Consider the following 22,357-nt stretch of genomic DNA (forward strand, 5'->3'; position numbering starts at 1 on the left):
CGGAGCCGCCCGGGCCGGGCGGTCGTGGTCTCAGACACGGGCGAGCTCCTTCGTACCGAACAGACCGGCCGGGCGGACCAGGAGGACGGCGACCATCACCACGTACGGCGCGAGGTCGCCGATGCCCCGGCCGAGGAAGGCCAGCTGGCCCTGGTACCCGGTGGCCAGCGCCTCCGTGACCCCGACGATCAGGCCGCCGGCCAGTGCGCCGGTCGTGGAGTCGAGGCCGCCCAGGATCGCCGCGGGGAAGGCCTTGAGCGCGGCCAGGGAGGTGGCGCGCTCCAGGCCGGGCGTCGGGAAGACCGTCAGGAAGAGCGCGGCGACGGCGGCCAGTGCCCCGGCCACCGCCCAGGCCGCGAGCGAGACCCGGCCCAGGCGCACGCCCATCAGCGCGGCGGTCTCGGGCTTCTCGGCGGCGGCCCGCATCGCCACCCCCCACGAGGTGTGGCGGAACACGAGCAGGAAGACGGTGATCAGCAGACCGGCGGCCAGGATGGCGGCGATCCGGGTCTCGGCCAGCGTGACGGGGCCCAGGTGCACGACGCGGTCGCCCCACGGGTCGCCGAGCGGGAGCACGTCGGTGCCGATGCGCCGGGTGAGGTCGGTGATGAGGAGGATGTCGACGCCGATGGTGACGATGGCCAGCACGCTCTGGTCCTGACCCCGGTAGCGCCGCATCACCAGGAACTCGATCGCCGCGCCGACCGCGGCGGCCGCCAGGGTGCCGGCAGCGAGGGCGGGCCAGAAACCGATCTCCTCGTGCAGGGTCGCCGTGACGTACCCGCCGGCCAGCAGGAGCGAGGCGTGGGCGAAGTTGACCACCTCGGTGGCCTTGAAGATGATCACGAAGCCGAGGGCGATGAGCGCGTAGACGCTGCCCATCGAAATTCCGCCGAAGAGCAGTTCGAGGAAGGTGCTCACGCGGCCGGGTCCTCCTCTCCGAGGTACGCGCGGATCACCGCGGGGTCGTTCTGCACCTGCGCGGGGGTCCCGCCGCCGATGCGCCTGCCGAAGTCGAGTACGGTCACCGCGTCCGCGAGCCGCATCACCACCCCCATGTCGTGTTCGACCAGCACGATCGAGATTCCGAGGCCGTCACGGACGCCGGCGATGACGGCGGCCGTGCGGTGGCGCTCGTCCGCGGTCATGCCGGCGACGGGTTCGTCCAGGAGCAGCAGCCGGGGCTCCATGCACAGGGCCCGGGCGAGCTCGACGAGCTTCTGCTTTCCGTACGGGAGCGAGCCCGCCGGCGCCCCGAGGTCGCCCTCCAGGCCGACGAACGCGGCGATCTCCCGTACGCGTTCACGGTGCAGGCGGTCCTCGCGCGCGGCGGCCGGCAGCCGCAGTCCGGCGGCCAGGAACCCCGACCGCATCAGCCGGTGGCGGCCCAGGAGCAGGCTGTCGGCGACCGTGGTGTGCGGGGGGAGCGCCAGGTTCTGGAAGGTCCGGGCGACGCCCAGGGCCGCGACGTCGTGCGGGGCGAGGCCGGTGAGCTCGGCGGTCCCGAAGCGGACGCTGCCGGCGGTGGCCCGGTACACCCCGGAGAGCACGTTGAAGCAGGTCGACTTGCCCGCCCCGTTGGGCCCGATGACGGCGTGGACGCTGCCGGGGTCCACGGTGAAGGAGACGGAGTCGAGGGCGGTCAGGCCCGCGAAGCGGACGGTGACCCCGCTGACCTCGAGCGGCGGGGGAGGCGACCAGGACCCGGTCACGCGGACCACCTGCGCAGCGTGCGGGGCGCCCCGTCAGGTGCCTGCGCCCCGGCCGGTGCCCGCGAGGGCGCGGCCTCGTCGGTGATGCCGAGATAGCGTCGGCGGACCTCGTCCGAGGCGGCCAGCTCCGCGGCCGGGCCGTCCAGGGTGACCTCGCCGACCTCCAGCACGTAGGCGTGGGAGGACAGGCGCAGGGCCAGGGCCGCGTTCTGTTCGACGAGGAGCACCGAAGTGCCGGAGGCGTTGATCTCGGTGACGGTCTCCGCGATGGCGGAGGCCATCTTGGGGGCCAGCCCGAGGGTGGGCTCGTCGAGGAGCAGCAGGCGGGGGCGGGCCATCAGCGCCCGGCCCAGGGCGAGCATCTGCTGCTCGCCGCCGGACAGCAGGCCGGCGCGCTGGCGCGCCCGCTCGGCCAGTACGGGGAACAGCTCGTGCACCCGGGCGAGGGACCGGGCGGTGTCCGCGCGGGACCCCGAACGGCCGCCCAGCGCCCCGGCGCGGAGATTGTCCGCGACGGTCATCCGCGTGAACACCTGCCGCCCCTCGGGAACCTGCACCACACCGGCGGCGACCACCCGGTCCGGGCCGAGCCCGTCGAGCGGCCTGCCGTCGAAGCTGATGGTCCCCTCCGTCACGGCGCCCCGGTGGAACGGGAGCGTCCGGGACACGGCGCGCAGCAGCGTCGACTTTCCGGCCCCGTTCCCGCCCAGGACGACGACCACCGCTCCGGCGGGCACGTCGAGCGATACGGCGCGCAGCGCCCGGACCGGCCCGTAGCCGGCCGACAGCGCACGCACCTGTAGCGAAGCCACGTACTCTCCCTTCTCCTCTGTTCTTCTCCTCCGCGGGACCTTGTGCTGGCGCACAGACCAGCACCGGGCAGGGCCGCCGTCCACGGTCGGAAGCGGAATCGCTGCGGATGACCAGCGGCGGCCGAACCGCGTTGTGCAAACGCACAGACCTGTTGCGCGGGCCGCTGACGGGGGCGGATGCGGATGACATCCTCGGCGCCCATGGGCGGACGCAGAACGCGCACGGAACAGGAATGGTCGGTCCTGCTGTCGGCAGCGGACGTACTGATCGCCGGCATCCCCGGACTCACCGACCAGCTCATCGAGGACCTGGCGAAGCACTCGCCGCTGTTCGACCTCGCCGTGCCCCGGGACGAGCACTGGCAGCAGGTCAGCGAGGCCATGCACTACGGGATCGAGGCGTTCGCGGCGCGGAGGTCCGCGCCGCGCAAGGACCTCGCGTACGCCGAGGAGCTGGGCCGCAGGCGGGCCGAGCAGGGGCTTCCGCTGGACCTGCTGCTCTACGCGTACCGCAGGGCGGGGCGGCTCACCTGGGACGCCCTGCTGGACATCGTCACCGAGAAGGACCCGGAGGCGCTGCCCGTACTGGCGCGTGCGGCCGGGGCCATGTGGGCGGGGATCGAACAGCAGGCGACCGCGACCGCCGAGGCCTACCGGACGGCGGAGCTGGAGATGCGCCGGCGCAGCGACGAGAGGGTGCAGGCCCTGCTGGACGCGCTCCTGGAGGGGGACGCGTCGCCCGGGCTGGCCGCCCAGGTGGCGCTGGCCCTGGACCTGCCGGAGCAGGGGAGGTACGCGGTGGTGGTGCTGCCCGCGGACCGGGGCGACGCCGTGCACCGGGTGGCGGCGGCGCGCGGGATGCGCCTGTTCTGGCGGATGCGCACGGAACGGGAGCTGGCGGTCGTTGCCTTGGGCGACTGCTCGCCGGCCGATCTGGCGGTGGAGCTGGCCGACCGCTGTCCGGGGCCGGGCGGGATCAGCCCGGCCGTGGAGGGCCTGGCCGAACTGGGCCGGGCACGGCGGCTGGCGGAGACGGCGCTGCGGACCTGCGGGCAGGACGAGCGGACCCTGGTGCAGCTGACCGACCGGCTGCCCACGGCCCTGGTGGTCCGCCAGCCGGAGCTCTCGGCGGAACTGGTCCTGTCGGTACTGGGACCGCTGCTGGAGCTGGATCCGGCGGACCGGGCGATGCTGCTCGAGACCCTGGACGCCTGGCTGGCCGCGGAGGGTTCGGCCGGCCGGGCGGCCGGCCGCCTGTACTGCCACCGCAACACGGTCTTCAACCGCCTGCGCAGGCTGGAGCACGTGACCTCGCGCTCGCTGTCGCGGCCCCGGGACCTGATCGCGCTCACCCTCGCGCTCGACGCGTACCGGTTGTCGGGAGGGTGAGAGCGGAGGACCACCCCGGCGGACCCTGAGGACCCGGAGGGACCCCGAAGAACCCGAAGAACCCGGAGGGCTTCGCGGGAGCGGCTCAGGCGCCTTGAGCGATCCGGTCGCGCTGGATCCGGTGGGCGAGCGAGCGGCGCACGGCCGCGGGCCCGGTGGCGGCGGCTCCGGAGGGGAGGTCGAGGCCGCGGCTGATCTCGTCGTACGCGGCGCGGCAGCCGGTGGGCAGCTCCGCCCGGTGTTCCCTCAGGTCCGCTTCGACGAGGCGGCGCAGCGCGTCGACGTTCTGGGGCGTGAGGCGCTTCCTCCCCCGGGCGAGGGCGTCGACGCAGGGGGTGCAGCTCGCCGCCTCCCCGAAGGCTTCGGAGAGCACCTCGGCGAGCCCCCACAGCCGCCCCTCGAGCCACGGCGCGTCGTCCTGGTCGAGGGACAGCCCCATCGGGGGCTCCGGGGCCTCGGTCCGGTGCTTCGCCACCTGCTTGGACACGGCGGGCTGGCTCATGCCGGTCAGCTGCGCGATGCGCTCCTGCGTCCAGCCGAGGCTCGCGAACACCTTGATCATCTCGGCGCGCAGCGCGCGCATCTCCTCGCCGGCGCGGATGACCTCGTTCATGCCGGCGAGCATCCGCCCGGCCTGTTCCTCGGTCAGCGTCTCGGGGGTCCGGTACGTGCTCTCGTCGGCTGCCACAACCCAGTTATACACCAGGCGCCCTGCCCGCATAACCGGGTTGTACAACCGGGTTGTACGACCCGGTTGTGGATGGCAGGATCCCGGTCATGCCCACTTTCACCGCCCCTGACGGAACCCGGCTCGCCTACCGCGCGACCGGCCACGGCGACCCGCTCGTCTGCATCCCGGGAGGTCCCGCGGACTCCGCTTACCTCGGGGATCTCGGCGGCCTGTCCGCCCACCGCCGCCTGATCGTCCTGGACCTTCGCGGCACCGGCGGATCCGCGGTTCCCGAAGACACCTCCTCCTACCGGTGCGACCGGCTGGTCGACGACGTCGAGGCGCTGCGCGAGCACCTCGGACTGGCCCGGACGGACCTGCTCGGCCACTCCGCCGGCGCGAACATCGCCGCGCAGTACGCGGCCCGGTACCCGGAGAGGGCCGGCAGGCTCGCGCTGATCGGCCCCGGTGCCCGCGCCGTGGGCATCGCGATCGCGGGAGAGACCCGACGGGAGGTCGCCCTGTCGCGGCAGGGGGAGCCGTGGTTCCCGGCGGCGTTCGCCGCGCTGGAAGCGATCACCGGGGGAACGGGCAGCGACTGGGACGCCATCGCCCCCTTCTTCTGCGGCCGGTGGGACGAGGCCGCGCGGGAACACCACGCGGCCGGCCGGCCGAGCAACACGGAAGCCGTGGCCGGGTTCGCGGCCGAGGGCGCCTTCGACCCGGAGGGCACCCGGGCCGCGCTTGCCGGCCACGGGGCCCCCGTCCTGCTGCTCACCGGGAGCTTCGACCTCAACAGCCCGCCCGCCACGACGGCCGAGTTCGCGGAGCTGTTCCCCGACGCGGCGCTCGTGGTGCAGCCGGGAGCCGGACACTACCCCTGGCTCGACGACGCCGACCGCTTCGTGGGGGCCGTCGCGGAGTTCCTCGCGCGATGACCGCGGCCGCCGGGCGGTCAGACCGTGGCGGCGCCGAACCACCGCGGCAGGCGGGCCAGCAGATCCCGCTGGTCCTCACCGACCCACACCACATGGCCGTCGGGCCGCAACAGCACGGCGGGCACCTCCCGTTCGCGCAGCTCCTCGCTGACGTCGACCACGTGGTCGATCCGGTCCGCCCAGCCCGCCACCGACAGGCGGCCGGTCTGGTCGAGGAGGAGTCCGCGGCCGCCGTGCATCAGCCCGTACAGGCGGCCCTGCTTCAGTTCCACGTCCCGCAGCCGCCGGCCGAGCAGTTCGTGGCCCTCGCCCACGTCGTAGCGGACATCGACCGCGGTGATCATCCCGGTCACGTACCGGTTCACCTCCTCGAAGTCCATCAGCTTCGAGAACAGCGCGCGCAGTGCGGTCGCGCCCGGATCGCTCCCCATCAGGGTGATCTGCGCACGGGTGTTGTCCAGCACGGCCGCGCCCACCGGGTGCCGCTCGGTGTGGTAGCTGTCCAGGAGCCCCTCGGGCGCCCAGCCGCGGACCTCGGCGGCCAGCTTCCAGCCGAGGTTGAACGCGTCCTGCACACCGAGGTTGAGCCCCTGCCCGCCGGTCGGCGGGTGGATGTGCGCCGCGTCCCCGGCCAGCAGCACCCGGCCGGCCCGGTACCGCTCGGCCTGCCGGGTGGCGTCGCCGAACCGGGACAGCCAGCGCGGCGAGTGCGCGCCGAAGTCGCTGCCCGTGAAGGCCCGCAGCCGCTCCTTGAACTCGTCGAGCGTGGGTGCGGCCGTACGGTCCTCGGCCACGCCGGCGGCGGGCGCGACGACGCGGTACACCCCGTTCCCGAGGGGGGCCGCCCCGAACCGCGGCTGGGTCTTGTTGACCTCCGCGCCGGCGGCGGCGATCACCGCCGGATCCTCGGTGAGCTCCATCTCGCCCAGCAGCGTCTCGACCTTGGCGGGCTCGCCGGGGAAACCGACGCCGATCAGTTTGCGCACCGCACTGCGGCCGCCGTCACAGCCGACGAGGTAGCGCGAGCGCAGCCGCGTACCGTCCGCCAGAGTGACGCTCACCCCGTCCTCGTCCTGGTTCAGCCCCACCACTTCGCAACCGCGCCGGATCTCCGTGCCGAGTTCGAGGGCGCGCTCTTCGAGCAGCCGCTCGGTGACCGGCTGGGGGACGGCCAGGCCGTACGCGTGAGCCGTGTCCAGCCCGTCCGGCCACGCTTTCATGACGCCGCCGAAGAGACCGCCGACCCGGAACCTCTCACTGACCGCGGAGAACCGGTCCAGCAGGCCGCGCTGGTCCATCATCTCCACGCTGCGCGCGTGCAGGCCCTGCCCGCGCGACTGCAGGGTCGGCTCGGCCAGCTTCTCGAGCACGACGGTGCGCACCCCGGCCAGCCGCAGCTCGCCCGCCAGCATCAACCCGGTCGGTCCACCGCCTGCAATGATCACGTCGATCAACGTGCACTCCCATCAACATCCGCCGCTCATGCCTACGATCGGCGATTCTGCGGGAGGGCAGGGGTCTTGCCGCAAGCCCCCTGGTGCGCTATACGTTGAAAGTGGCGAGGAGAGTCAGCGGCCGCCGGCTACCCGGCGCACGCGCTCCTGCCCGGTGCCCCGGCAGTCCGGGCAGTCCATCCCGAGCCCGCACTCCGCGCACCTCCGGCTGTTCACGAAGCCCAGGCCCTCGCACGCGCGGCACGAGCCCCAGCCCTCGCACACGGCGCACAGCCGGTAGCCGGGCTTCAGCGTCTCCGGGGTGGCCGCGCGCGGCGGACGTACCCACTGCGCGTGGATCCACACCACGGGTGTCTGGCCCGAGATCCGCAGGGTGCGGCCCGCGGCGCCGACACCCGCCTCGAACCCCTCGCGCGTGGCCCTGAGGAAAGGATGCCCGTGGAAGGACCGGCGGGACTCGGTGCGCCAGCCCGCCGCGGCGAACGCGTCGGCGGCGGCGCCGACAGCGGACTCGTAGGATGTTTCGGCCAGGAACAGGGACATCGAGAACCGCTTGCCCATCGCGCCGCCCGCGGTGTGCCGGTCGGCGGTCCGCTCCTCGGCGCGGGGTTCGACGCCGGGGGAGACCCGGGCCGCGACGGACCGCAGCTCGCCGCGCAGCCGGCTGACCGCCCGCTCGAACTCCTCGGCAGCGCCCTCGATTTCCTCGCTCATGGCCACCACCCCCGCACCCATTTTACGGCCGTGCGCGGGCCCTGCGACATCCGTGGGAGGCGGCAACGGCACGGACGCCGGCACGCCGGCCCGGCAAGATCCGAAAGAGACGGCGGCCTAGCTCGGAGGGAGGTCCTTGACGAACATGATCCCGTCGTTTTCGGCCAAGTGCGCCGGGTCCAGCGGGAAGTAGCCGAAGTAGGGGGACGCGCGGGGGACGGGCCGCTCGTCGCCGAGGGCGTCGGCCAGCAAGGCGGCGTCCACGACACAGACGTCCTCCGGGAGCGCGTACAGGACCCCTTCCAGGGTGTCCGGCTCCGGTACGTCCACTCCGTGGTGGCGGATCGTGCCGACCGCCGTGGCAAGGAAGGCGTACTGCTCACCCAGCCGGGCGCTCACGATCGCGCCGGCGCTCCACCACTCCAGTGGCAGCTCGCCCATCCGCACCGTGCTCACCTCCCGCTGGAGATGCCGGTTGTGGGCGTGGACCAGCGCCGGGCCCCGTTCGGCGAGGGCGAGGAGGTTGTCGGCCATCATCCCGTCGCGCAGCGCCATCAGCCGCGACATGCGGCTCGGCGACGTGTCGCCCATCCAGAAGTGGTAGCGCAGCAGGCCGGTCGCCGTGCGCCCGTGGAGGCGGGCCCGGTCCCAGTCGTCCCGTGAGCCCGCCGTGATCAGGTGCGGCGTCTGCATGTCGAGCAGCGCCACCATGTCGTCCGCGAGCAGCCGCAGTTCCCTCACCTCGGCCGACTGCCCGAGGGCCCGGGACGGGTCCATTATCGCGGCCGGCTCGGTCCACCGGTCGTCGTCGCCGAGCAGGCGGTCGAGCGTGTGCGCGGAGCAGGGGAGCAGGCCCTTGTCCCCATGGGCCGCGAGGTGCTCGTGGAGCGCGGTGAGCGCCTGCCGGGGGCTCCCGGCGCCGGTGATCTCCATCGGGCCGTCGATGCCGGCGAAGCGGACCCGCTCCGCCGCGGGCCGGTCGGCGTTGTGGGCGCGCATCCAGCGCACGAGTTCGCGGTTGGCCGCGGACGCGCCGAACCCGTGGCTGAATCCGCGCTCCATGACCTCGTCGAGGCTGCCCTCGCCCGAGGCGACGTACGCGTCCACGACCAGGCCCGCCATGCAGTCGCTCTCGATCGCGATCGTCCGGTAGCCCTCCCGCTCGACGAGCTGCCGGAAGAGTTCGTTGCGCAGATCGAGCAGGGTGTCCTCGCCGTGCGTGGGCTCGCCCAGGGCGAGCAGCCGGGGGCGGCACGGGAACATCCCCATGACGGCGGCGGCATCGACGGCGCGCGCGGTGTCCTTGATTCCAAAAGCCATGCCCTCAACACTATCCTTGAACCTCCGGTTGAGACTTGTGGCAGATCTGGGCAGGTCGATGATGCAGAACCCTCAAAGACAAAGGGACGACCGGCTCAGGCCGGTCGATCTGGCACGCGGACACGGCCTGTCCACGCAGGCTGTCAGGAACTACGAGGCGGCCGGCATCCTCCCGGCCGCCGGGCGCACGCCCCACGGATACCGCACCTACGCCCCGCTGCACGCGCGGGCCCTGGACGCGTTCCTCGCGCTGGTGCCCGGACACGGCCACCAGAGGGCGGCGTCGATCATGCGCGCGGTGAACGGGGACCTCCTCGACGAAGCACTCGGCCTCATCGACGAGAGCCACGCCGAGCACCTGGAGGACCGGCGGACCCTCCAGTCGGTCGAGCACGCCCTGCGCGGCCTGGAGTCCCGTGCCGAGCCCGGGCCCTACACGGCGGCCGGTCCCGGCGGGACGTTCATCGGGCCGCTGGCGGGCCGGCTCGGGATCCGGCCCGCGACGCTGCGCAAGTGGGAGCGCGCCGGGCTGGTGCGGCCGCGCCGCGACCCGGAGACCGGGTACCGGGTCTACGGCGAGGCCGACGTACGGGACGCACGGCTGGCCCATCAGCTCAGACGGGGCGGCTACTTGCCGCAGCAGATCGCCCCGCTGCTCGACCGGGTACGGGCGGCCGGCGGGCCGGAGCCGCTGGAGGCGGCCCTCGGCGACTGGCGGACCCGGCTGTCGGCCCGCGGGCGCGCACTGCTCACCGGGGCCGCCGGGCTGGAGTCCTACCTCGGCGCACGCGCGGAGGACAGGACCCCCGACCCCGTGGACCGGTTGACCTGAACTTCGGTTGAGGTCCTACGGTCGCCCGTGTTGGCCACAGCACCAGACGACAGGGGACGAAGCCGTGAACCACGACACCGGAGCCATCTTCGAACGGACGCTCGTACTGGGCCCGGGAGGGCCGGTCGGCACGGCCTGGATGACGGGACTGGCCGCCGGACTGCGCCGCGGCGGGGTCGATCTCGGCGAGGCCGACCTGACCGTCGGCACGTCGGCCGGCGCGCTGGTCGGCGCACTGCTGACCACCGGTCAGGACCTCGACCGGCTCGCCGCACCGGAGCGCGGGCCGGGGCCGCGGGAGCCCCGGAACGCGGTGGACGGGGCCGTCATGGGCGCCGTGTTCACCGTGCTCGGGGAGGGCCTGGAACCAGGGGAGGCCCGCCGTCGGATCGGCCGGATCGCCCTCGACCACGCCGAAGCCCGGTCCCGTTCGGACGCCGCCGCCGGGTCCGACGCCGACGCCGCCGAGCAGGCGCTGCTCGCGGGGCGGAGCGCCCTCATCGGCGCGGACGCCTGGCCGGACCGGAGGCTGTTGATCACCGCCGTGGACGCGGCCACCGGGAAGCCCGTGGTGTGGGACCGCACGAGCGGCGTGCCGCTGGTGCACGCGGTGGCCGCGAGCAGCGCGTTCCCCGGGGCGGAGCCGCCCGTGGCCGTCCGGGGGCGGCGGTACATGGACGGAGCCCTGCGCGCGGGGCCGAACGCGGACCTCGCGGCCGGCGCCCGCACGCTCGTCGTCATCGAGCCGATGGCGCACCTGTTCCCACGCGAGCGGCTCGAACGGCAGCTGTCGGCCGTCGCGGCGCGGACCGTGGTGGCCGTCGGGCCGGACCCGGACGCGGTACGGGCCTTCGGCGCGGACCTGCAGGACCTGGCGCGCTGGGAACCGGCGTACGGTGCGGGGCTCGCCCAGGCGCCGGCCACCGCCGAACTGCTCCGTACCGTGTGGCGGGCCGGGGCCGACAGGGTCTGACGGCCCGGCCGCTCAGGCCCGGACGGGGAGCTCCCCGCCGACCCGGCGGTGTTCGAGGGCGCGGGCGATCCGCCGCTCCAGCACCGACCGGCAGTCCGGCCATTCCGTCGAGGTGATCGAAAAGATCGCGGAGTCGCGGAGCCGGCCGTCCTCGCCCGGCGCCCAGGACCGGGACCAATTGCGCAGCACGCCCTCGAAGCGCGCGCCCACGCCTTCGATGGCCGCCCGTGAGCGGGCGTTGCGGGCATCGGTCTTCAAATCCAGGCGTTCCACCGCCCAGTTCTCGAAGGCGTGCCGGAACAGCAGGTACTTGGCTTCGGTGTTGACGCCCGTCCCCTGGGCCGACCCCGCGAGCCAGGTGAAACCGACCTCGATCGCGTACAGGCCGTCTCCGGTCGGCCACGGCCTGGGATCCCAGTAGGCCGTGACCCCGACGGCGCGTCCCGACGCCCGGTCCACCTGCGCGTACGGGGCCAGCTTCCCGGCGGCGGCCCGGGCGAGCTGGGCGTCGACGTATCCCCCGACGGTGGCTGCCGCGGGCACCCAGGTGAACCCGTAGGAGGCCCGGTCCTCCTCGGCCGCCAGGGCCAGGTCCGCCGCGTGCCGGTGGCCCAGTGGCTCCAGGCGTACGAGCCGGCCTTCCAGGACCGGTCCTTCGAGTGTGAACCCCATCGATCGCACATCGCCCGTCGTCGCCACCGCTTGTTCCGGTTCCGAAGCCTTCCAGAGCAGGCGCGTCCTGTCGCGCGAATTCGGCGCGGGCCGGGGCCGGTTGGGGCCGGCCGGTGCGGGTCGGGGACGGCCGGCCCGGTCATCCGCGTCATCCCGTCGGCCCGTCATCCCGTCGGCTGAGCGGCCCGTCGGCCTGTCGCCCCTTCGGCCCGCTCAGCCGGCGGGTCCGGTCAGGGCCGCGTCGACCGCCGCCTCAGCGTGCAGGCGGGCGGTGGGGAAGACCGGTACGGGGCTGTCCCCGGGGCCGATGAGGAGTTCGATCTCGGTGCACCCCAGGACAACGCCCTCGGCGCCCCCGGCGACGAGGTCTTCGACGACCCGGCGGTAGGCCGCGCGCGACTGCTCGCGGACGACGCCGAGGCAGAGCTCCTCGTAGATCACCCGGTGCACGAGCGCGCGCCCCTCGGGGTCCGGAACGCGGACGTCGAGCCCGCCCGCTTCCAGGCGGCCGCGGTAGAAGTCCTGCTCCATGGTGAACGCGGTGCCCAGCAGCCCCACCCGGCTCAGACCGGCGGCGCGGACGGCGGCTGCCGTGGTGTCCGCGAGGTGGAGCAGCGGGAGCGAAGTGGCCGCCTCGACGCGGTCGGCCACCTTGTGCATGGTGTTGGTGCAGATGAGCAGCAGATCCGCTCCCGCGGCCTCCAGCGACCGGGCGGCCCCGGCCAGCACCTCGCCCGCCTCCGCCCACCGCCCCTGGACCTGCAACTGCTCGATCTCCGCGAAGTCCACGGAGTAGAGCACGCAGCGGGCGGAGTGGAGCCCGCCGAGCCGCTCGCGCGTGCGCTCGTTGAGGATCCGGTAGTACTCGGCCGTCGACTCCCAGCTCATCCCGCCGATCAGCCCGATCGTCTTCATGCCCGCGCCACGCTCCCGCTCCCGTACGCCGTCACTGACACCCGATCATAAGCGAGTTCATTCAAATGACACGCATCCATAAGGGAGCCTTTGGAGTGCTGTGGGCGTCCGTGCGGTTCCGTAACATCGAGCGATGAATCCTCCCCGGCTGATCGCCACCGATCTCGACGGCACGCTCCTGCGCAACGACGGCAGCCTCTCGATCCGCACGCTCCGCGCGCTGCGCACCGCCTCGGACGCCGGCGCCGAGGTCGTCTTCGTCACCGCCCGGCCGCCCCGGTACGTGGACGTGCTCGCCGCCGCGACCGGCATCGTCGGCACGGCGGTGTGCAGCAACGGCGCGCTCGTCTACGACGTCGCGACGCGCAGCGTCGTCGAGTCGCGCGCCCTGCCCGTGGACGTCGCCCGCGGCGTGGCCGCCGTGCTGTCGCAGGCCGTGCCGGATCTGGGCTTCGCCGTGGAGAGCGGCGGCCGGGTCCTGTACGAGCCGGCGTACCTGCACCGGTTCTCGGGAGGCGCCGACGTCGAATCGCCCGTACCGTCCCTGACGGACCTGTGGCTGACGGAAGTCGCCATCGTCAAGCTGCTCGCCTGGTCGGCCCTCCGGGACGCGGACTTCCTGCTCGCCGTCGCGGAGAGAACGGCGGGCGGCCAGGCGCAGTTCACCCACTCCGGGGGCCGTGGCCTGCTGGAGATCAGCGCGCCGGGCGTCACCAAGGCCGGCACCCTCTCGGCGTTGTGCGCCCAGCGCGGCATCACGGCCGACGAGGTCGTCGCCTTCGGCGACATGCCCAACGACCTGACCATCCTGAAATGGGCGGGCGCCGGCTACGCCATGGCCAACGCCCACCCGGACGTGCGCTCCGCGGTGCCGCGGCACACGGTGTCCAACGAGGAGGACGGCGTGGCACACGTCCTCGAAAAGCTCTTCGCCCCGTCCTGAACACCGGTCACAGCACTAGCCGTGGGCGGTGTCGTCCTGGCGCGGAGACGTACGGTCGAGCTCGTCGAGGATCCGGTGGAGGGGGCGGCGCAGGGCGACGGCGACCGGCCGGGAGTCCGCGCGGGCGTACGCGGCCAGGCCGGTGCGCGCGGTCGCCACGGCGGGCAGGGGATCGCCTCCGGACAGGGCGTGCCCGATGGCGCGCGCCGTGAGCGCGGCCGGTTCGGGGAGCCGGGCACCGGCCCGGACGAGGTCCGCGGCGAGGTCTTCCCGGCCGGCGAACACGGCGACCTCCCCGGCCCACGTCGCCACGTGCGCCGCGAGGCGGTCGGCGGTGTCGATGGCCTGGGCTTGGAGCCGTACGGTCTCGCGCTGACGCCGGCGCAGGGGGTTGAACCTCATGGCGCGTTCGGCCTCGCGGGCCCGCGCCGCGCCGGCGTGCACCGCCTCGACGTCCGCGTTCACCTGGGAGAGGTTGTCGAGGGCCGCGGCCCGGTCGGGGCGCAGGGCCGCCGCGGTGCCGGTGAGGGCCTGGGCCAGGCGTGCACGGCAGTCCTCGCTGACGGCCCCCAGGATGCGGTGGGGGTCGGGCGGCCACAGCAGCGGCGCGAGCAGGATCGTCACGGCCGCGCCCTCCGCGGTCTCCCAGACGCGGTGCAGCGCGTACGCGTCGGGGGAGGTGCTGGCGAAGACCAGCAGCGACGACGCCGCCACCTGGATGTTCAGCCCGCCGCCGGCCCGCAGGACCATTCCGACGCCCAGGCCCAGGGCCACCACCAGGGCCAGCGCGACGGTCGAGGGACTCAGCACGTTCAGGACGACGATCCCGATCACCACGCCCGCCACCACGCCCAGGGTCCGCCGCAGCGAGGTGCCCAGGGCCGTCATCGGATCGCCGCGCAGGGCCACCAGCGGGACGATCGCCGCGAACACCGGTGGCTGGTCGGCCCCCAGCCACAGCGCGACCTGCCAGGCGACGGTGACGGTGACCACGATGCGGGCCGCCGCCGGGCCCTCGGTCCGCGCGAGTTCCCGCGCCCGCCCGCCGCGTCGTGCTCGGGAGTCAGCGAGACCGGTCATCCGGGCCTTTCGGTGTCGCGTCCCCACCCGTCCGCGCCGGCGGGGCCCCAAGCGTGCAGCGCTGCGACGGCCCGGCGCTCCCATTACGCCGAAGGCGGCATGTCACGCCGGGCCGGAACGGCCTAGCACTAGGTGTCCGGCGGGAGGTTCCGTCCGTGCTCGGTCCACGGGCGGAGCTTCTCCGGGTTGCGGACCGCCCAGATGCGGGTGACGCGGTCGCCGGCGAGGTCGAACGCCGCCACGGTGACGGTGACCCCGGCGTACTGGGCCACCAGGCCGGGCCGGCCGTTGACCGTCCGTTCCAGGAGCGTGAGCCCGGGCGCCTTGTCCGCGATGTGGATCAGGTACTGGGCGATCAGCTTGCTGCCCTCGACCGGGCGCAGGACGGTGCCGACCAGGCCGCCGCCGTCGGCGACCATCGCGGCGTTCGGGTCGAGGAGGCCGACGAGGGCCTCGATGTCCCTGGCCTCCCACGCCTCCTTGAAGTGCCGCACCACACCGGCCTGTCCGGCCGTCGGACCCGCCGGCACCCGCTCGGCCCGGACGCGCCGACGGGCCGAGGAGGCCAGCTGCCGGCAGGCCGCCGGAGTGCGCCCGACGATCCCGGCGATCTCGGCGAAGGGGTACCGGAAGACGTCGTGCAGGACGAACGCCACGCGTTCGGCCGGCGTCATCGCCTCCAGTACGACGAGGAAGGCCATGCCCACCGACTCGTCCAGGGTGACGTGGTCGGCGGGATCGGCCGGCTCGCCACCGCCGCCACCGGCCCGCCCGCTGAACCATTCCGTGCGGTCGGGCAGCGGCTCGGGGATCCACGAGCCGACGTAGCGCTCGCGCCGTGCGCGCGCCGAGCCGAGGACGTCCAGGCAGATGCGGCCGGCCACGGTCGTGAGCCAGGCTCCGGGAGACTCGACGGCCTCCTGCTGCCGGCGCGACATGGCGTACCAGCGCGCGTACGTCTCCTGTACGGCGTCCTCGGCCTCGGCCAGTGAACCGAGCAGCCGGTAGGCGAGGTTGATCAGCCGGCGCCGCTCCCCGACGACCACGCCGGGGCCCGGTTCGGTCCCGTCGGGCCCTGCCTCGATGGTGCTGCTCATGACTGCGACCGCCCCCTGGTCCTCGCCCCGCATCGTGCGGGGCCACGTCGTCGGACTACCGAGACACTACCGATCATCGACGCACGGCGGCCGAGGGGGGCGAAGGGGTACCGGAAGACGTCGTGCAGGACGAACGCCACGCGTTCGGCCGGCGTCATCGCCTCCAGTACGACGAGGAAGGCCATGCCCACCGACTCGTCCAGGGTGACGTGGTCGGCGGGATCGGCTTGGTGTCGTCCTTCGCGTCCGCCTTGTCGGAGCCGCCGCAGGCGGTGGCGAGCAGCGCCAGGGACAGGGCCGCGGCGGACAGGACGGTACGGCGTACGAATGCGGTGCGCATGATGATTTTCCCCCCACAGGAAATTCGGTGAAAAGGGCAGCGCGCGGCGGCCCCCGGAAAGGGAGCGGCCTGAAGAGCTGCGGTGATCAACACCGTACGGGGCCCCCGCACCGCCCCGTCCACGTTTACCGGCCGCCCCGCGCATCGTGATCCCGATGAGACCGCAGCTGCCTCCAATCGATACCGGCCCCCGTACAACCCGCCCGGCCCGGGACATACGACCCCATCCCACGTGACCGACCACACCACCCACAACGGCCTCCGAGCCCCGACAATGGCCCTGTGATCACTTCGCCGCCACGAAGCACGCCGGACCGCGCAACGGAGCGCACCGACCGCCCGGAGCGCCCCCACCGCCGGTCCGACGCGTCCCCCTACGTCGACCTCACCCGCGCCGAGTGGAGCGCCCTGCGCGAGCGCACCCCGCTCCCGCTCACGGCCGACGAGGTCGAGCGGCTTCGGGGCCTGGGCGACGTCATCGACCTCGACGAGGTCCGCGACGTCTACCTGCCGCTCTCCCGGCTGCTGAACCTGTACGTGGAAGCCACGAGCAACCTGCGCGGCACCCTCAACACCTTCCTCGGCGACGCCGGCAACGGCCACGGCGCGCAGCAGGGCACCCCCTTCGTCATAGGGGTCGCCGGTTCCGTCGCCGTCGGCAAGTCCACGGTGGCCCGCCTCCTCCAGGCCCTCCTCGCCCGCTGGCCGGAGCACCCGCGCGTGGAGCTGGTCACCACGGACGGCTTCCTGTACCCGATGAAGGAGCTCCAGCGGCGCGGCCTGACCGCCCGCAAGGGCTTCCCCGAGTCCTACGACCGCCGCGCGCTGACCCGCTTCGTCGCCGACATCAAGGCGGGCAAGGACGAGGTCACGGCCCCGGTCTACTCGCACCTGATCTACGACATCGTCCCCGGGGAGCAGCTCGTCGTGCGCCGCCCGGACATCCTGATCGTCGAGGGCCTCAACGTCCTGCAGCCGGCCCTGCCCGGCAAGGACGGCCGCACCCGGGTGGGCCTGGCCGACTACTTCGACTTCAGCGTGTACGTGGACGCGCGCCCCGAGGACATCGAGCGCTGGTACCTCAACCGGTTCCGCAAGCTGCGCGAGACGGCCTTCCAGAACCCGTTCTCCTACTTCCGCAAGTACACGCAGGTCTCCGAGGAGGAGGCGCTGGAGTACGCGCAGACGATGTGGCGGACCATCAACAGGCCCAACCTGCTGGAGAACGTGGCCCCGACCCGCGGCCGGGCCACCCTCGTCGTGCGCAAGGGCCCCGACCACAAGGTGCAGAAGCTGAGCCTGCGCAAGCTCTGACGCTACTGTGCGGCCATGCTGCATCTACGGATGATCACCCCGTCCGACCGGACGGACGCCGTGGTCCGGATCGTCGAGGGGACCGTCGGCACCACCCATCTGGCGGTGTTCCCCGGTGCGGCCCGCATTCCGCCGGGCGACATCGTGCTGTGCGACGTGGCGCGCGAGGCGGGCGACGCGCTCCTGCACGAGCTGCGCGGGCTCGGTATCGACAAGGACGGCTCGATCGCGGTCGAGAACATCGACCTCTCCCTGTCGGAGCGCGCCGACCGGGCCGAGGAGGAGGCTCCGGGAGAAGGCGCCGACGCCGTGCTGTGGGAGCAGCTGAGCGAGGCCACCCACGAGGAGTCCAACCTCAGCATCACCTACAGCGCCTTCATGATCATCGCGACCATGATCGCGGCCTGCGGCGTCGTCCTCGACAACGCCGTCCTGATCGTGGGCGCGATGGCGGTCGGCCCCGAGTTCGGGCCGCTCGCCGGAGTCTGCACCGGCCTGGTGCGGCGCGCCCCGAAGCTGGCCGCCCGCTCCCTGTTCGCCCTGCTCGTGGGCTTCGCCGCCGCGATGGTCGCCACCACCGTCTTCAGCCTGGTGATGGACGCCCTCGGCCTGTTCCACGCGGGAATGCTGGACAAGCCCCGCCCGAACACCAGCTTCATCTGGCAGCCGGACCCGTTCTCGTTCGTCGTGGCCCTGCTCGCCGGTGTGGCCGGGGTGCTCTCGCTGACCTCCGCGAAGTCCGGCGCGCTGGTCGGCGTCGCGATCTCGGTGACCACCGTCCCGGCGGCCGCCAACGCGGCCGTGGCCCTGAGCTACGGCGAGTTCGGCCAGATGTGGGGCTCGGCGGAACAGCTGCTGCTGAACCTGTGCGGGATCATCCTGGCCGGTGTGCTGACCCTGACCGGCCAGAAGCTGCTGTGGCGCACCCAGCGCGGCCGCTGGCACCGCAGGACGCCCCAGCCGAAGACCTGAGCCCGCCCGGGGCCCCGCGAACGGGAACGGGAGGAGGAACGGGAACGGGAACGGGAACGGGAACGGGAACGGGCAACGGCAGCGGGTACGCAAACGGCCCCGCCGTACGAGGCTTCGTACGGCGGGGCCGGCTCACAGCAGGGCGGGGCGGTCTAGCCCAGCGCCGACTTCACCACGTCCGCGAGGCGGCCCGCGACGGCGCGGGCCTGCTCGATGTCGGCGGCCTCCACCATCACGCGGACGAGCGGCTCCGTGCCCGAGGGACGCAGCAGTACGCGCCCGGTCGAGCCCAGCTCCCGCTCCGCTTCGGCGACGGCCGCGGCCAGCTCGCCCGAGGTCGTCACCCGGGACCTGTCCACGTCGGGGACGTTGACCAGCACCTGCGGGAGCCGGGTCATGACCCCCGCCAGCTCCGCCAGCGTCTTGCCGGTGGCCGCGATCCGCGCCGCCAGCATCAGCCCGGTCAGGGTGCCGTCGCCGGTGGTGGCGTGGTCGAGGATGATCACGTGGCCGGACTGCTCGCCGCCCAGCGCGTAGCCGTGCTCCTTCATCGACTCCAGGACGTACCGGTCGCCGACACCCGTCTGCACGACGTTGATGCCCTCGGACTCCATCGCCAGCTTGAAGCCCAGGTTCGACATCACGGTGCCGACCACGGTGTCCTCGCGCAGGTGCCCGGACTCGCGCATGGCCAGCGCCAGCACGGCGAGGATCTGGTCCCCGTCGACCTCGGCGCCGTTCGCGTCCACGGCGAGGCAGCGGTCGGCGTCCCCGTCGTGCGCGATGCCGAGGTCGGCCCCGTGCTCGATGACGGCCTGCTTGAGCAGGCCGAGGTGGGTGGAGCCGCAGCCGTCGTTGATGTTCAGCCCGTCGGGCTCCGCGCCGATCGTGACGATCTCGGCGCCGGCCCGGGTGAAGGCCTCCGGCGAGACGAAGGCGGCCGCGCCGTGCGCCTCGTCGAGGACCACCTTCAGGCCGTCGAGGCGGTTGGGCAGGACACCCATGAGGTGGGCGACGTACTTGTCGAAGCCCTCGGTGTAGTCGGAGACGCGGCCGACACCGGCGCCCGTCGGCCGGTCCCACGGAGCGCCCGTGCGGTGGTCCTCGTAGACGGACTCGATGCGGTCCTCCAGCTCGTCGGCGAGCTTGTGGCCGCCGCGCGCGAAGAACTTGATGCCGTTGTCGGGCATGGCGTTGTGGCTGGCCGAGAGCATCACGCCGAGGTCGGCGCCCAGCGCACCGGTGAGATACGCCACCGCCGGGGTGGGCAGCACACCGACGCGCAGGACGTCCACGCCCGCGCTCGCGAGGCCCGCGACGACTGCGGCCTCCAGGAACTCGCCCGAGGCCCGGGGGTCCCGGCCGACCACCGCGGTGGCCCGATGGCCCGCGAAGGTGCCCGCCTCGGCCAGTACGTGCGCCGCCGCCACGGAGAGGCCGAGCGCGAGCTCAGCCGTCAGATCCGCGTTGGCGACGCCTCGTACACCGTCCGTCCCGAAGAGTCGTCCCACTGTTGTCCTCCCGAGTGTTCGCATCGCTTGTGACCGCTTGTGCCATCTATTTGCCGCTTGTGGCGGTAAACGAACCGCCCCGACAGCACAAAGAGTGCTGCCGGGGCGGTTTCGTGCTGAACAGCAGGCGCAGATTAACGCTTGCTGTACTGCGGAGCCTTACGGGCCTTCTTGAGACCGGCCTTCTTGCGCTCGACCGCACGGTCGTCGCGGGAAAGGAAGCCGGCCTTCTTCAGTGCCGCGCGGTTGTTGTCGACATCCGCCTCGTTCAGCGCACGGGCCACACCGAGGCGCAGGGCGCCGGCCTGGCCGGAAACGCCGCCACCCGAGATGCGGGCGATGACGTCGTAGCGGTTGTCGAGCTCGAGCAGCTTGAACGGCTCGTTGACTTCCTGCTGGTGCACCTTGTTGGGGAAGTAGTCCTCAAGGGTGCGACCGTTGATCTTCCACTTGCCGGTGCCCGGAACGATCCGGACGCGGGCGATGGCGTTCTTGCGACGGCCCAGGCCGGCGGCCGGCTGGGGGTCACCGAAGCGACCGGCAAGGGACTCGGAGGTGTAGTCGCCCTCAACGGCTTCCACAGACTCGGTGGTGTACTCCTCGACGTTGCCCTCGAACTCGTCGACGGGGGTCGTCTCGGCGGTGGTCTCGGCCACGATGCTCCTCAGAAGTTTCTTGTCTTAGGGGGTGTGGTGGCCGGAACTACTGCGCGACCTGGGTGATCTCGAACGGCACCGGCTGCTGGGCAGCGTGGGGGTGCACATCGCCCGAGTAGACCTTCAGCTTCGAGAGCATCTGACGGCCCAGGGTGTTCTTGGGGATCATGCCCTTGATGGCCTTCTCGACGGCCTTCTCCGGGTTGTTCGCCAGGAGGTCGTCGTAACGGACCGAACGCAGACCACCCGGGAAACCGGAGTGGCGGTACGCCATCTTCTGGGTCGCCTTGTTGCCGGACAGGTGAACCTTGTCGGCGTTGATGATGATGACGAAGTCGCCCATGTCCATGTGGGGGGCGTAAGTCGGCTTGTGCTTACCCCGCAGGAGGGTAGCGGCCTGGGTCGCCAGACGGCCGAGGACAACGTCCTGGGCGTCGATGACGTGCCACTGGCGCGAGATGTCGCCGGGCTTGGGGCTGAACGTACGCACGCGTATGCCTTCGCTTCTTCAGTGGTGGGTCATCCCCGGGGGGTGAGCCCGAGGGACGGGTCCTGACATGGGTCACCACGGACGATCACGACAGCCCTGGTTCACATCGGAGACGCAACCCGTGTGTACCGCTGGTCATCGGCCCGGTGGACCGGCGTAAGGCAAATTCACGTGAGAATGAGCAAGCCAATACGCATAACGAACCAGCAGGGTATCCCTGAAGACCTCGAAGGGTCAAAACGCGGTCCGCGATCCCGTCTCGACGGGGGTTGCGGCGCACTCCGGTTCGGTCCTGGTTGGGGACCCCGTAGTTCGTACGACTGCAACCATAACCCGGACCGGGCGCAAAGAACGACGCGCGAGCAGACCGGCCAGTCCGCACAGGGTCGCCATGTCCTTGAAGGCGCGCCTCTTGTGGTCCAGCTCCGACGGCCACGGGACGCCCGCCGTCTGGGGCAGCAGGGCCACCCAGAACCAGGGCGAGCGCGGCATCGAGCCCGTCCGCACCCCCGAAGCCAGCAGCAGCGGAAGCACGACGAGCAGGTAGTGGTCGAAGGACGGCCGCGACACCAGGAACGCGGCGAGCATCACCATGCAGGCCGTCTCCACCAGCCGCAGCTCGCCGCCGTCGCCGTCCACGGCGACCGGGCGCCGCCAGCGCCGCCAGGCCGCCCACAGCCCGCAGCCGGCCCCGGCGAAGGCCACCAGCACCGCCAGCGGCTCCGGCACCCCCAGCCGCGGCAGCGCGGCGATCGGCGAGGCGTCCCACGGCAGCGCGTAGGAGTCCTGGCCCTGCAGCAGGAACGGCAGCGTCTTGGTGAAGAACAGCATCGGGCGCGGCATCATCAGCGCCCCCGCCAGCGAGAGCGCCACCGGGACGCCGACCGCCACGGCCAGCGCCCGCCACTGCCGGGCCAGTACGAAGAGCAGCCCGATCGGCACCAGCATCGGCTTGCACGCGATGGCGAGCCCCACCACCAGCCCGGCCGCCACCCAGGACCGCCGGTGCGCCAGCAGCAGCGCCACCGGCAGGGCCGCGGCCGAGATGGCCGTCCAGTTCCCGATCAGCACCAGGTTGATGTACGGCTTGTAGAGCAGCGCGAACAGTCCGAAACCGCCGACCGCGAGCCGCGAGCGCACCGGCACCGAGAACAGCCGCAGCGAGGCCCACCAGCCCAGGCCCACCAGACCGGTCATCCCCAGCGGCAGCACGCAGCGCAGCAGTGGGGCCGGCAGCAGTGCCTCCGGGATCGCCATGACCACGGCACTGGGGAGGTAGAGGAACCGCTTGTCCTCGTACGGGGAGACCCCCGCGAGCAGGGCGTCCGCGGCCTTGACCACGAAGGCGTTGTCCGAGCCCCAGTTCACCCGCAGGCTCGCCGAGACCGCCACGGACAGCAGGATCAGCAGACCCACCGCCCGCCAGGACCGGGGGGCGGGCCTCAGCAGCCACTCCACCCGACGGTCCCAGGAGGACGGGCTGTCCCACTTCATGACCCAGACGCTAGGCCGCAGCCCCACAACGAAGTCCCCTCGACCAGCCGGGGGCCGTC

Annotated in this window: 23 protein-coding genes; 7 read left to right on the forward strand and 16 right to left on the reverse strand. The window is 72.8% G+C overall.

What is annotated here, in order from left to right; all coding sequences use genetic code 11:
• Window positions 1-30: 30 nt before the first annotated feature.
• Genes DRB96_RS07525 through DRB96_RS07535 form a run of 3 tightly spaced genes read right to left on the reverse strand, consistent with a single transcriptional unit; the run spans window position 31 to window position 2,524 of the window.
• Complete coding sequence (locus tag DRB96_RS07525; RefSeq protein WP_112447717.1) at window positions 31-921, reverse strand: branched-chain amino acid ABC transporter permease; 891 nt, start codon at window positions 919-921, stop codon at window positions 31-33.
• Window positions 918-1,721 carry an ABC transporter ATP-binding protein gene (locus tag DRB96_RS07530; RefSeq protein ID WP_112447718.1) on the reverse strand — a complete coding sequence of 268 codons (804 nt, stop codon included), beginning with the start codon at window positions 1,719-1,721 and terminating at the stop codon, window positions 918-920. The genes DRB96_RS07525 and DRB96_RS07530 overlap by 4 nt, the downstream gene beginning before the upstream one ends.
• Window positions 1,709-2,524, reverse strand: coding sequence for an ABC transporter ATP-binding protein (locus DRB96_RS07535; protein ID WP_112447719.1), 816 nt, complete (start codon window positions 2,522-2,524; stop codon window positions 1,709-1,711). The genes DRB96_RS07530 and DRB96_RS07535 overlap by 13 nt, the downstream gene beginning before the upstream one ends.
• A 201-nt stretch (window positions 2,525-2,725) precedes the next feature.
• On the opposite strand from DRB96_RS07535, the gene DRB96_RS07540 reads away from it, so the two are divergent.
• The gene (locus DRB96_RS07540; RefSeq protein WP_112447720.1) at window positions 2,726-3,913 is read left to right on the forward strand and encodes a helix-turn-helix domain-containing protein; all 1,188 of its coding nucleotides are present in this window, start codon (window positions 2,726-2,728) and stop codon (window positions 3,911-3,913) included.
• Window positions 3,914-3,998: 85 nt separating this feature from the next.
• Here the strand turns inward: DRB96_RS07540 and DRB96_RS07545 are convergent, their stop codons facing one another.
• Window positions 3,999-4,601, reverse strand: a complete 603-nt coding sequence (locus tag DRB96_RS07545; protein ID WP_112447721.1) for a sigma-70 family RNA polymerase sigma factor — start codon at window positions 4,599-4,601, stop codon at window positions 3,999-4,001.
• 89 nt (window positions 4,602-4,690) lie between these two features.
• On the opposite strand from DRB96_RS07545, the gene DRB96_RS07550 reads away from it, so the two are divergent.
• Window positions 4,691-5,521 (forward strand): alpha/beta hydrolase, encoded by an 831-nt coding sequence (locus tag DRB96_RS07550; protein WP_112447722.1) that lies wholly within the window; start codon window positions 4,691-4,693, stop codon window positions 5,519-5,521.
• Between the two features lie 17 nt (window positions 5,522-5,538).
• Here DRB96_RS07550 and rox read toward each other — a convergent pair whose 3' ends face one another.
• From rox to DRB96_RS07565, 3 genes are all read right to left on the reverse strand, one after another.
• The gene (gene rox / locus DRB96_RS07555; RefSeq protein WP_112447723.1) at window positions 5,539-6,975 is read right to left on the reverse strand and encodes a rifampin monooxygenase; all 1,437 of its coding nucleotides are present in this window, start codon (window positions 6,973-6,975) and stop codon (window positions 5,539-5,541) included.
• 114 nt (window positions 6,976-7,089) lie between these two features.
• Window positions 7,090-7,689, reverse strand: coding sequence for a hypothetical protein (locus tag DRB96_RS07560; RefSeq protein ID WP_162688471.1), 600 nt, complete (start codon window positions 7,687-7,689; stop codon window positions 7,090-7,092).
• A gap of 117 nt (window positions 7,690-7,806) precedes the next feature.
• On the reverse strand, window positions 7,807-9,009 hold the full coding sequence (locus tag DRB96_RS07565; protein WP_112447725.1) for an erythromycin esterase family protein: 1,203 nt from the start codon (window positions 9,007-9,009) through the stop codon (window positions 7,807-7,809).
• Between the two features lie 58 nt (window positions 9,010-9,067).
• Here DRB96_RS07565 and DRB96_RS07570 point away from each other — a divergent pair, with 58 nt between their 5' ends.
• Window positions 9,068-9,841 (forward strand): TioE family transcriptional regulator, encoded by a 774-nt coding sequence (locus DRB96_RS07570; protein WP_239516017.1) that lies wholly within the window; start codon window positions 9,068-9,070, stop codon window positions 9,839-9,841.
• 64 nt (window positions 9,842-9,905) lie between these two features.
• Complete coding sequence (locus DRB96_RS07575; RefSeq protein ID WP_204357672.1) at window positions 9,906-10,814, forward strand: patatin-like phospholipase family protein; 909 nt, start codon at window positions 9,906-9,908, stop codon at window positions 10,812-10,814.
• A 12-nt stretch (window positions 10,815-10,826) separates the two neighbouring features.
• Here DRB96_RS07575 and DRB96_RS07580 read toward each other — a convergent pair whose 3' ends face one another.
• Together DRB96_RS07580 and DRB96_RS07585 are read right to left on the reverse strand one after the other, a co-directional pair.
• Window positions 10,827-11,486, reverse strand: a complete 660-nt coding sequence (locus DRB96_RS07580) for a GNAT family protein (RefSeq protein ID WP_112447726.1) — start codon at window positions 11,484-11,486, stop codon at window positions 10,827-10,829.
• 213 nt (window positions 11,487-11,699) lie between these two features.
• Window positions 11,700-12,401 (reverse strand): aspartate/glutamate racemase family protein, encoded by a 702-nt coding sequence (locus DRB96_RS07585; protein ID WP_112447727.1) that lies wholly within the window; start codon window positions 12,399-12,401, stop codon window positions 11,700-11,702.
• Window positions 12,402-12,534: 133 nt separating this feature from the next.
• On the opposite strand from DRB96_RS07585, the gene DRB96_RS07590 reads away from it, so the two are divergent.
• A complete protein-coding gene (locus DRB96_RS07590) occupies window positions 12,535-13,344 on the forward strand; it encodes a Cof-type HAD-IIB family hydrolase (RefSeq protein ID WP_204357673.1) in 810 nt (269 codons plus the stop codon).
• 15 nt (window positions 13,345-13,359) lie between these two features.
• Here DRB96_RS07590 and DRB96_RS07595 read toward each other — a convergent pair whose 3' ends face one another.
• The 3 genes from DRB96_RS07595 to DRB96_RS42735 all read right to left on the reverse strand — a co-directional run bounded on the left by DRB96_RS07595 (window position 13,360) and on the right by DRB96_RS42735 (window position 15,861).
• Complete coding sequence (locus DRB96_RS07595) at window positions 13,360-14,424, reverse strand: FUSC family protein (RefSeq protein WP_162688472.1); 1,065 nt, start codon at window positions 14,422-14,424, stop codon at window positions 13,360-13,362.
• A 128-nt stretch (window positions 14,425-14,552) separates the two neighbouring features.
• Window positions 14,553-15,521: an RNA polymerase sigma factor SigJ gene (gene sigJ, locus DRB96_RS07600; RefSeq protein ID WP_112453278.1), complete on the reverse strand. Its 969-nt coding sequence runs from the start codon at window positions 15,519-15,521 to the stop codon at window positions 14,553-14,555.
• A gap of 154 nt (window positions 15,522-15,675) precedes the next feature.
• Window positions 15,676-15,861, reverse strand: coding sequence for a hypothetical protein (locus tag DRB96_RS42735; RefSeq protein WP_162689030.1), 186 nt, complete (start codon window positions 15,859-15,861; stop codon window positions 15,676-15,678).
• Between the two features lie 282 nt (window positions 15,862-16,143).
• On the opposite strand from DRB96_RS42735, the gene coaA reads away from it, so the two are divergent.
• The gene (gene coaA / locus DRB96_RS07610) at window positions 16,144-17,175 is read left to right on the forward strand and encodes a type I pantothenate kinase (RefSeq protein ID WP_112447729.1); all 1,032 of its coding nucleotides are present in this window, start codon (window positions 16,144-16,146) and stop codon (window positions 17,173-17,175) included.
• Window positions 17,176-17,190: 15 nt separating this feature from the next.
• On the forward strand, window positions 17,191-18,147 hold the full coding sequence (locus DRB96_RS07615) for a DUF389 domain-containing protein (protein ID WP_112447730.1): 957 nt from the start codon (window positions 17,191-17,193) through the stop codon (window positions 18,145-18,147).
• Between the two features lie 152 nt (window positions 18,148-18,299).
• Here DRB96_RS07615 and glmM read toward each other — a convergent pair whose 3' ends face one another.
• The 4 genes from glmM to DRB96_RS07640 all read right to left on the reverse strand — a co-directional run bounded on the left by glmM (window position 18,300) and on the right by DRB96_RS07640 (window position 22,298).
• Window positions 18,300-19,658 (reverse strand): phosphoglucosamine mutase, encoded by a 1,359-nt coding sequence (gene glmM, locus DRB96_RS07625; protein WP_112447732.1) that lies wholly within the window; start codon window positions 19,656-19,658, stop codon window positions 18,300-18,302.
• 134 nt (window positions 19,659-19,792) lie between these two features.
• Window positions 19,793-20,314 (reverse strand): 30S ribosomal protein S9, encoded by a 522-nt coding sequence (gene rpsI / locus DRB96_RS07630; RefSeq protein ID WP_112447733.1) that lies wholly within the window; start codon window positions 20,312-20,314, stop codon window positions 19,793-19,795.
• A 46-nt stretch (window positions 20,315-20,360) separates the two neighbouring features.
• Window positions 20,361-20,804: a 50S ribosomal protein L13 gene (rplM, locus tag DRB96_RS07635; protein ID WP_112447734.1), complete on the reverse strand. Its 444-nt coding sequence runs from the start codon at window positions 20,802-20,804 to the stop codon at window positions 20,361-20,363.
• Between the two features lie 234 nt (window positions 20,805-21,038).
• Window positions 21,039-22,298: a glycosyltransferase family 87 protein gene (locus DRB96_RS07640; RefSeq protein WP_112447735.1), complete on the reverse strand. Its 1,260-nt coding sequence runs from the start codon at window positions 22,296-22,298 to the stop codon at window positions 21,039-21,041.
• Window positions 22,299-22,357: the final 59 nt, after the last annotated feature.

It is taken from the genome of Streptomyces sp. ICC1 (genome assembly GCF_003287935.1).
GTDB lineage: Bacteria > Actinomycetota > Actinomycetes > Streptomycetales > Streptomycetaceae > Streptomyces > Streptomyces tritrimontium.

Coding starts and splice junctions, on each gene's coding strand:
- DRB96_RS07540 (WP_112447720.1), top strand. CDS start 2,726: ATGGGCGGACGCAGAACGCGCACGGAACAGGAATGGTCGGTCCTGCTG.
- DRB96_RS07550 (WP_112447722.1), top strand. CDS start 4,691: ATGCCCACTTTCACCGCCCCTGACGGAACCCGGCTCGCCTACCGCGCG.
- DRB96_RS07560 (WP_162688471.1), bottom strand. CDS start 7,689: ATGAGCGAGGAAATCGAGGGCGCTGCCGAGGAGTTCGAGCGGGCGGTC.
- DRB96_RS07565 (WP_112447725.1), bottom strand. CDS start 9,009: ATGGCTTTTGGAATCAAGGACACCGCGCGCGCCGTCGATGCCGCCGCC.
- DRB96_RS07570 (WP_239516017.1), top strand. CDS start 9,068: ATGATGCAGAACCCTCAAAGACAAAGGGACGACCGGCTCAGGCCGGTC.
- DRB96_RS07580 (WP_112447726.1), bottom strand. CDS start 11,486: ATGGGGTTCACACTCGAAGGACCGGTCCTGGAAGGCCGGCTCGTACGC.
- DRB96_RS07585 (WP_112447727.1), bottom strand. CDS start 12,401: ATGAAGACGATCGGGCTGATCGGCGGGATGAGCTGGGAGTCGACGGCC.
- DRB96_RS07590 (WP_204357673.1), top strand. CDS start 12,535: ATGAATCCTCCCCGGCTGATCGCCACCGATCTCGACGGCACGCTCCTG.
- DRB96_RS07595 (WP_162688472.1), bottom strand. CDS start 14,424: ATGACCGGTCTCGCTGACTCCCGAGCACGACGCGGCGGGCGGGCGCGG.
- sigJ (WP_112453278.1), bottom strand. CDS start 15,521: ATGAGCAGCACCATCGAGGCAGGGCCCGACGGGACCGAACCGGGCCCC.
- DRB96_RS42735 (WP_162689030.1), bottom strand. CDS start 15,861: ATGCGCACCGCATTCGTACGCCGTACCGTCCTGTCCGCCGCGGCCCTG.
- DRB96_RS07615 (WP_112447730.1), top strand. CDS start 17,191: ATGCTGCATCTACGGATGATCACCCCGTCCGACCGGACGGACGCCGTG.
- DRB96_RS07640 (WP_112447735.1), bottom strand. CDS start 22,298: ATGAAGTGGGACAGCCCGTCCTCCTGGGACCGTCGGGTGGAGTGGCTG.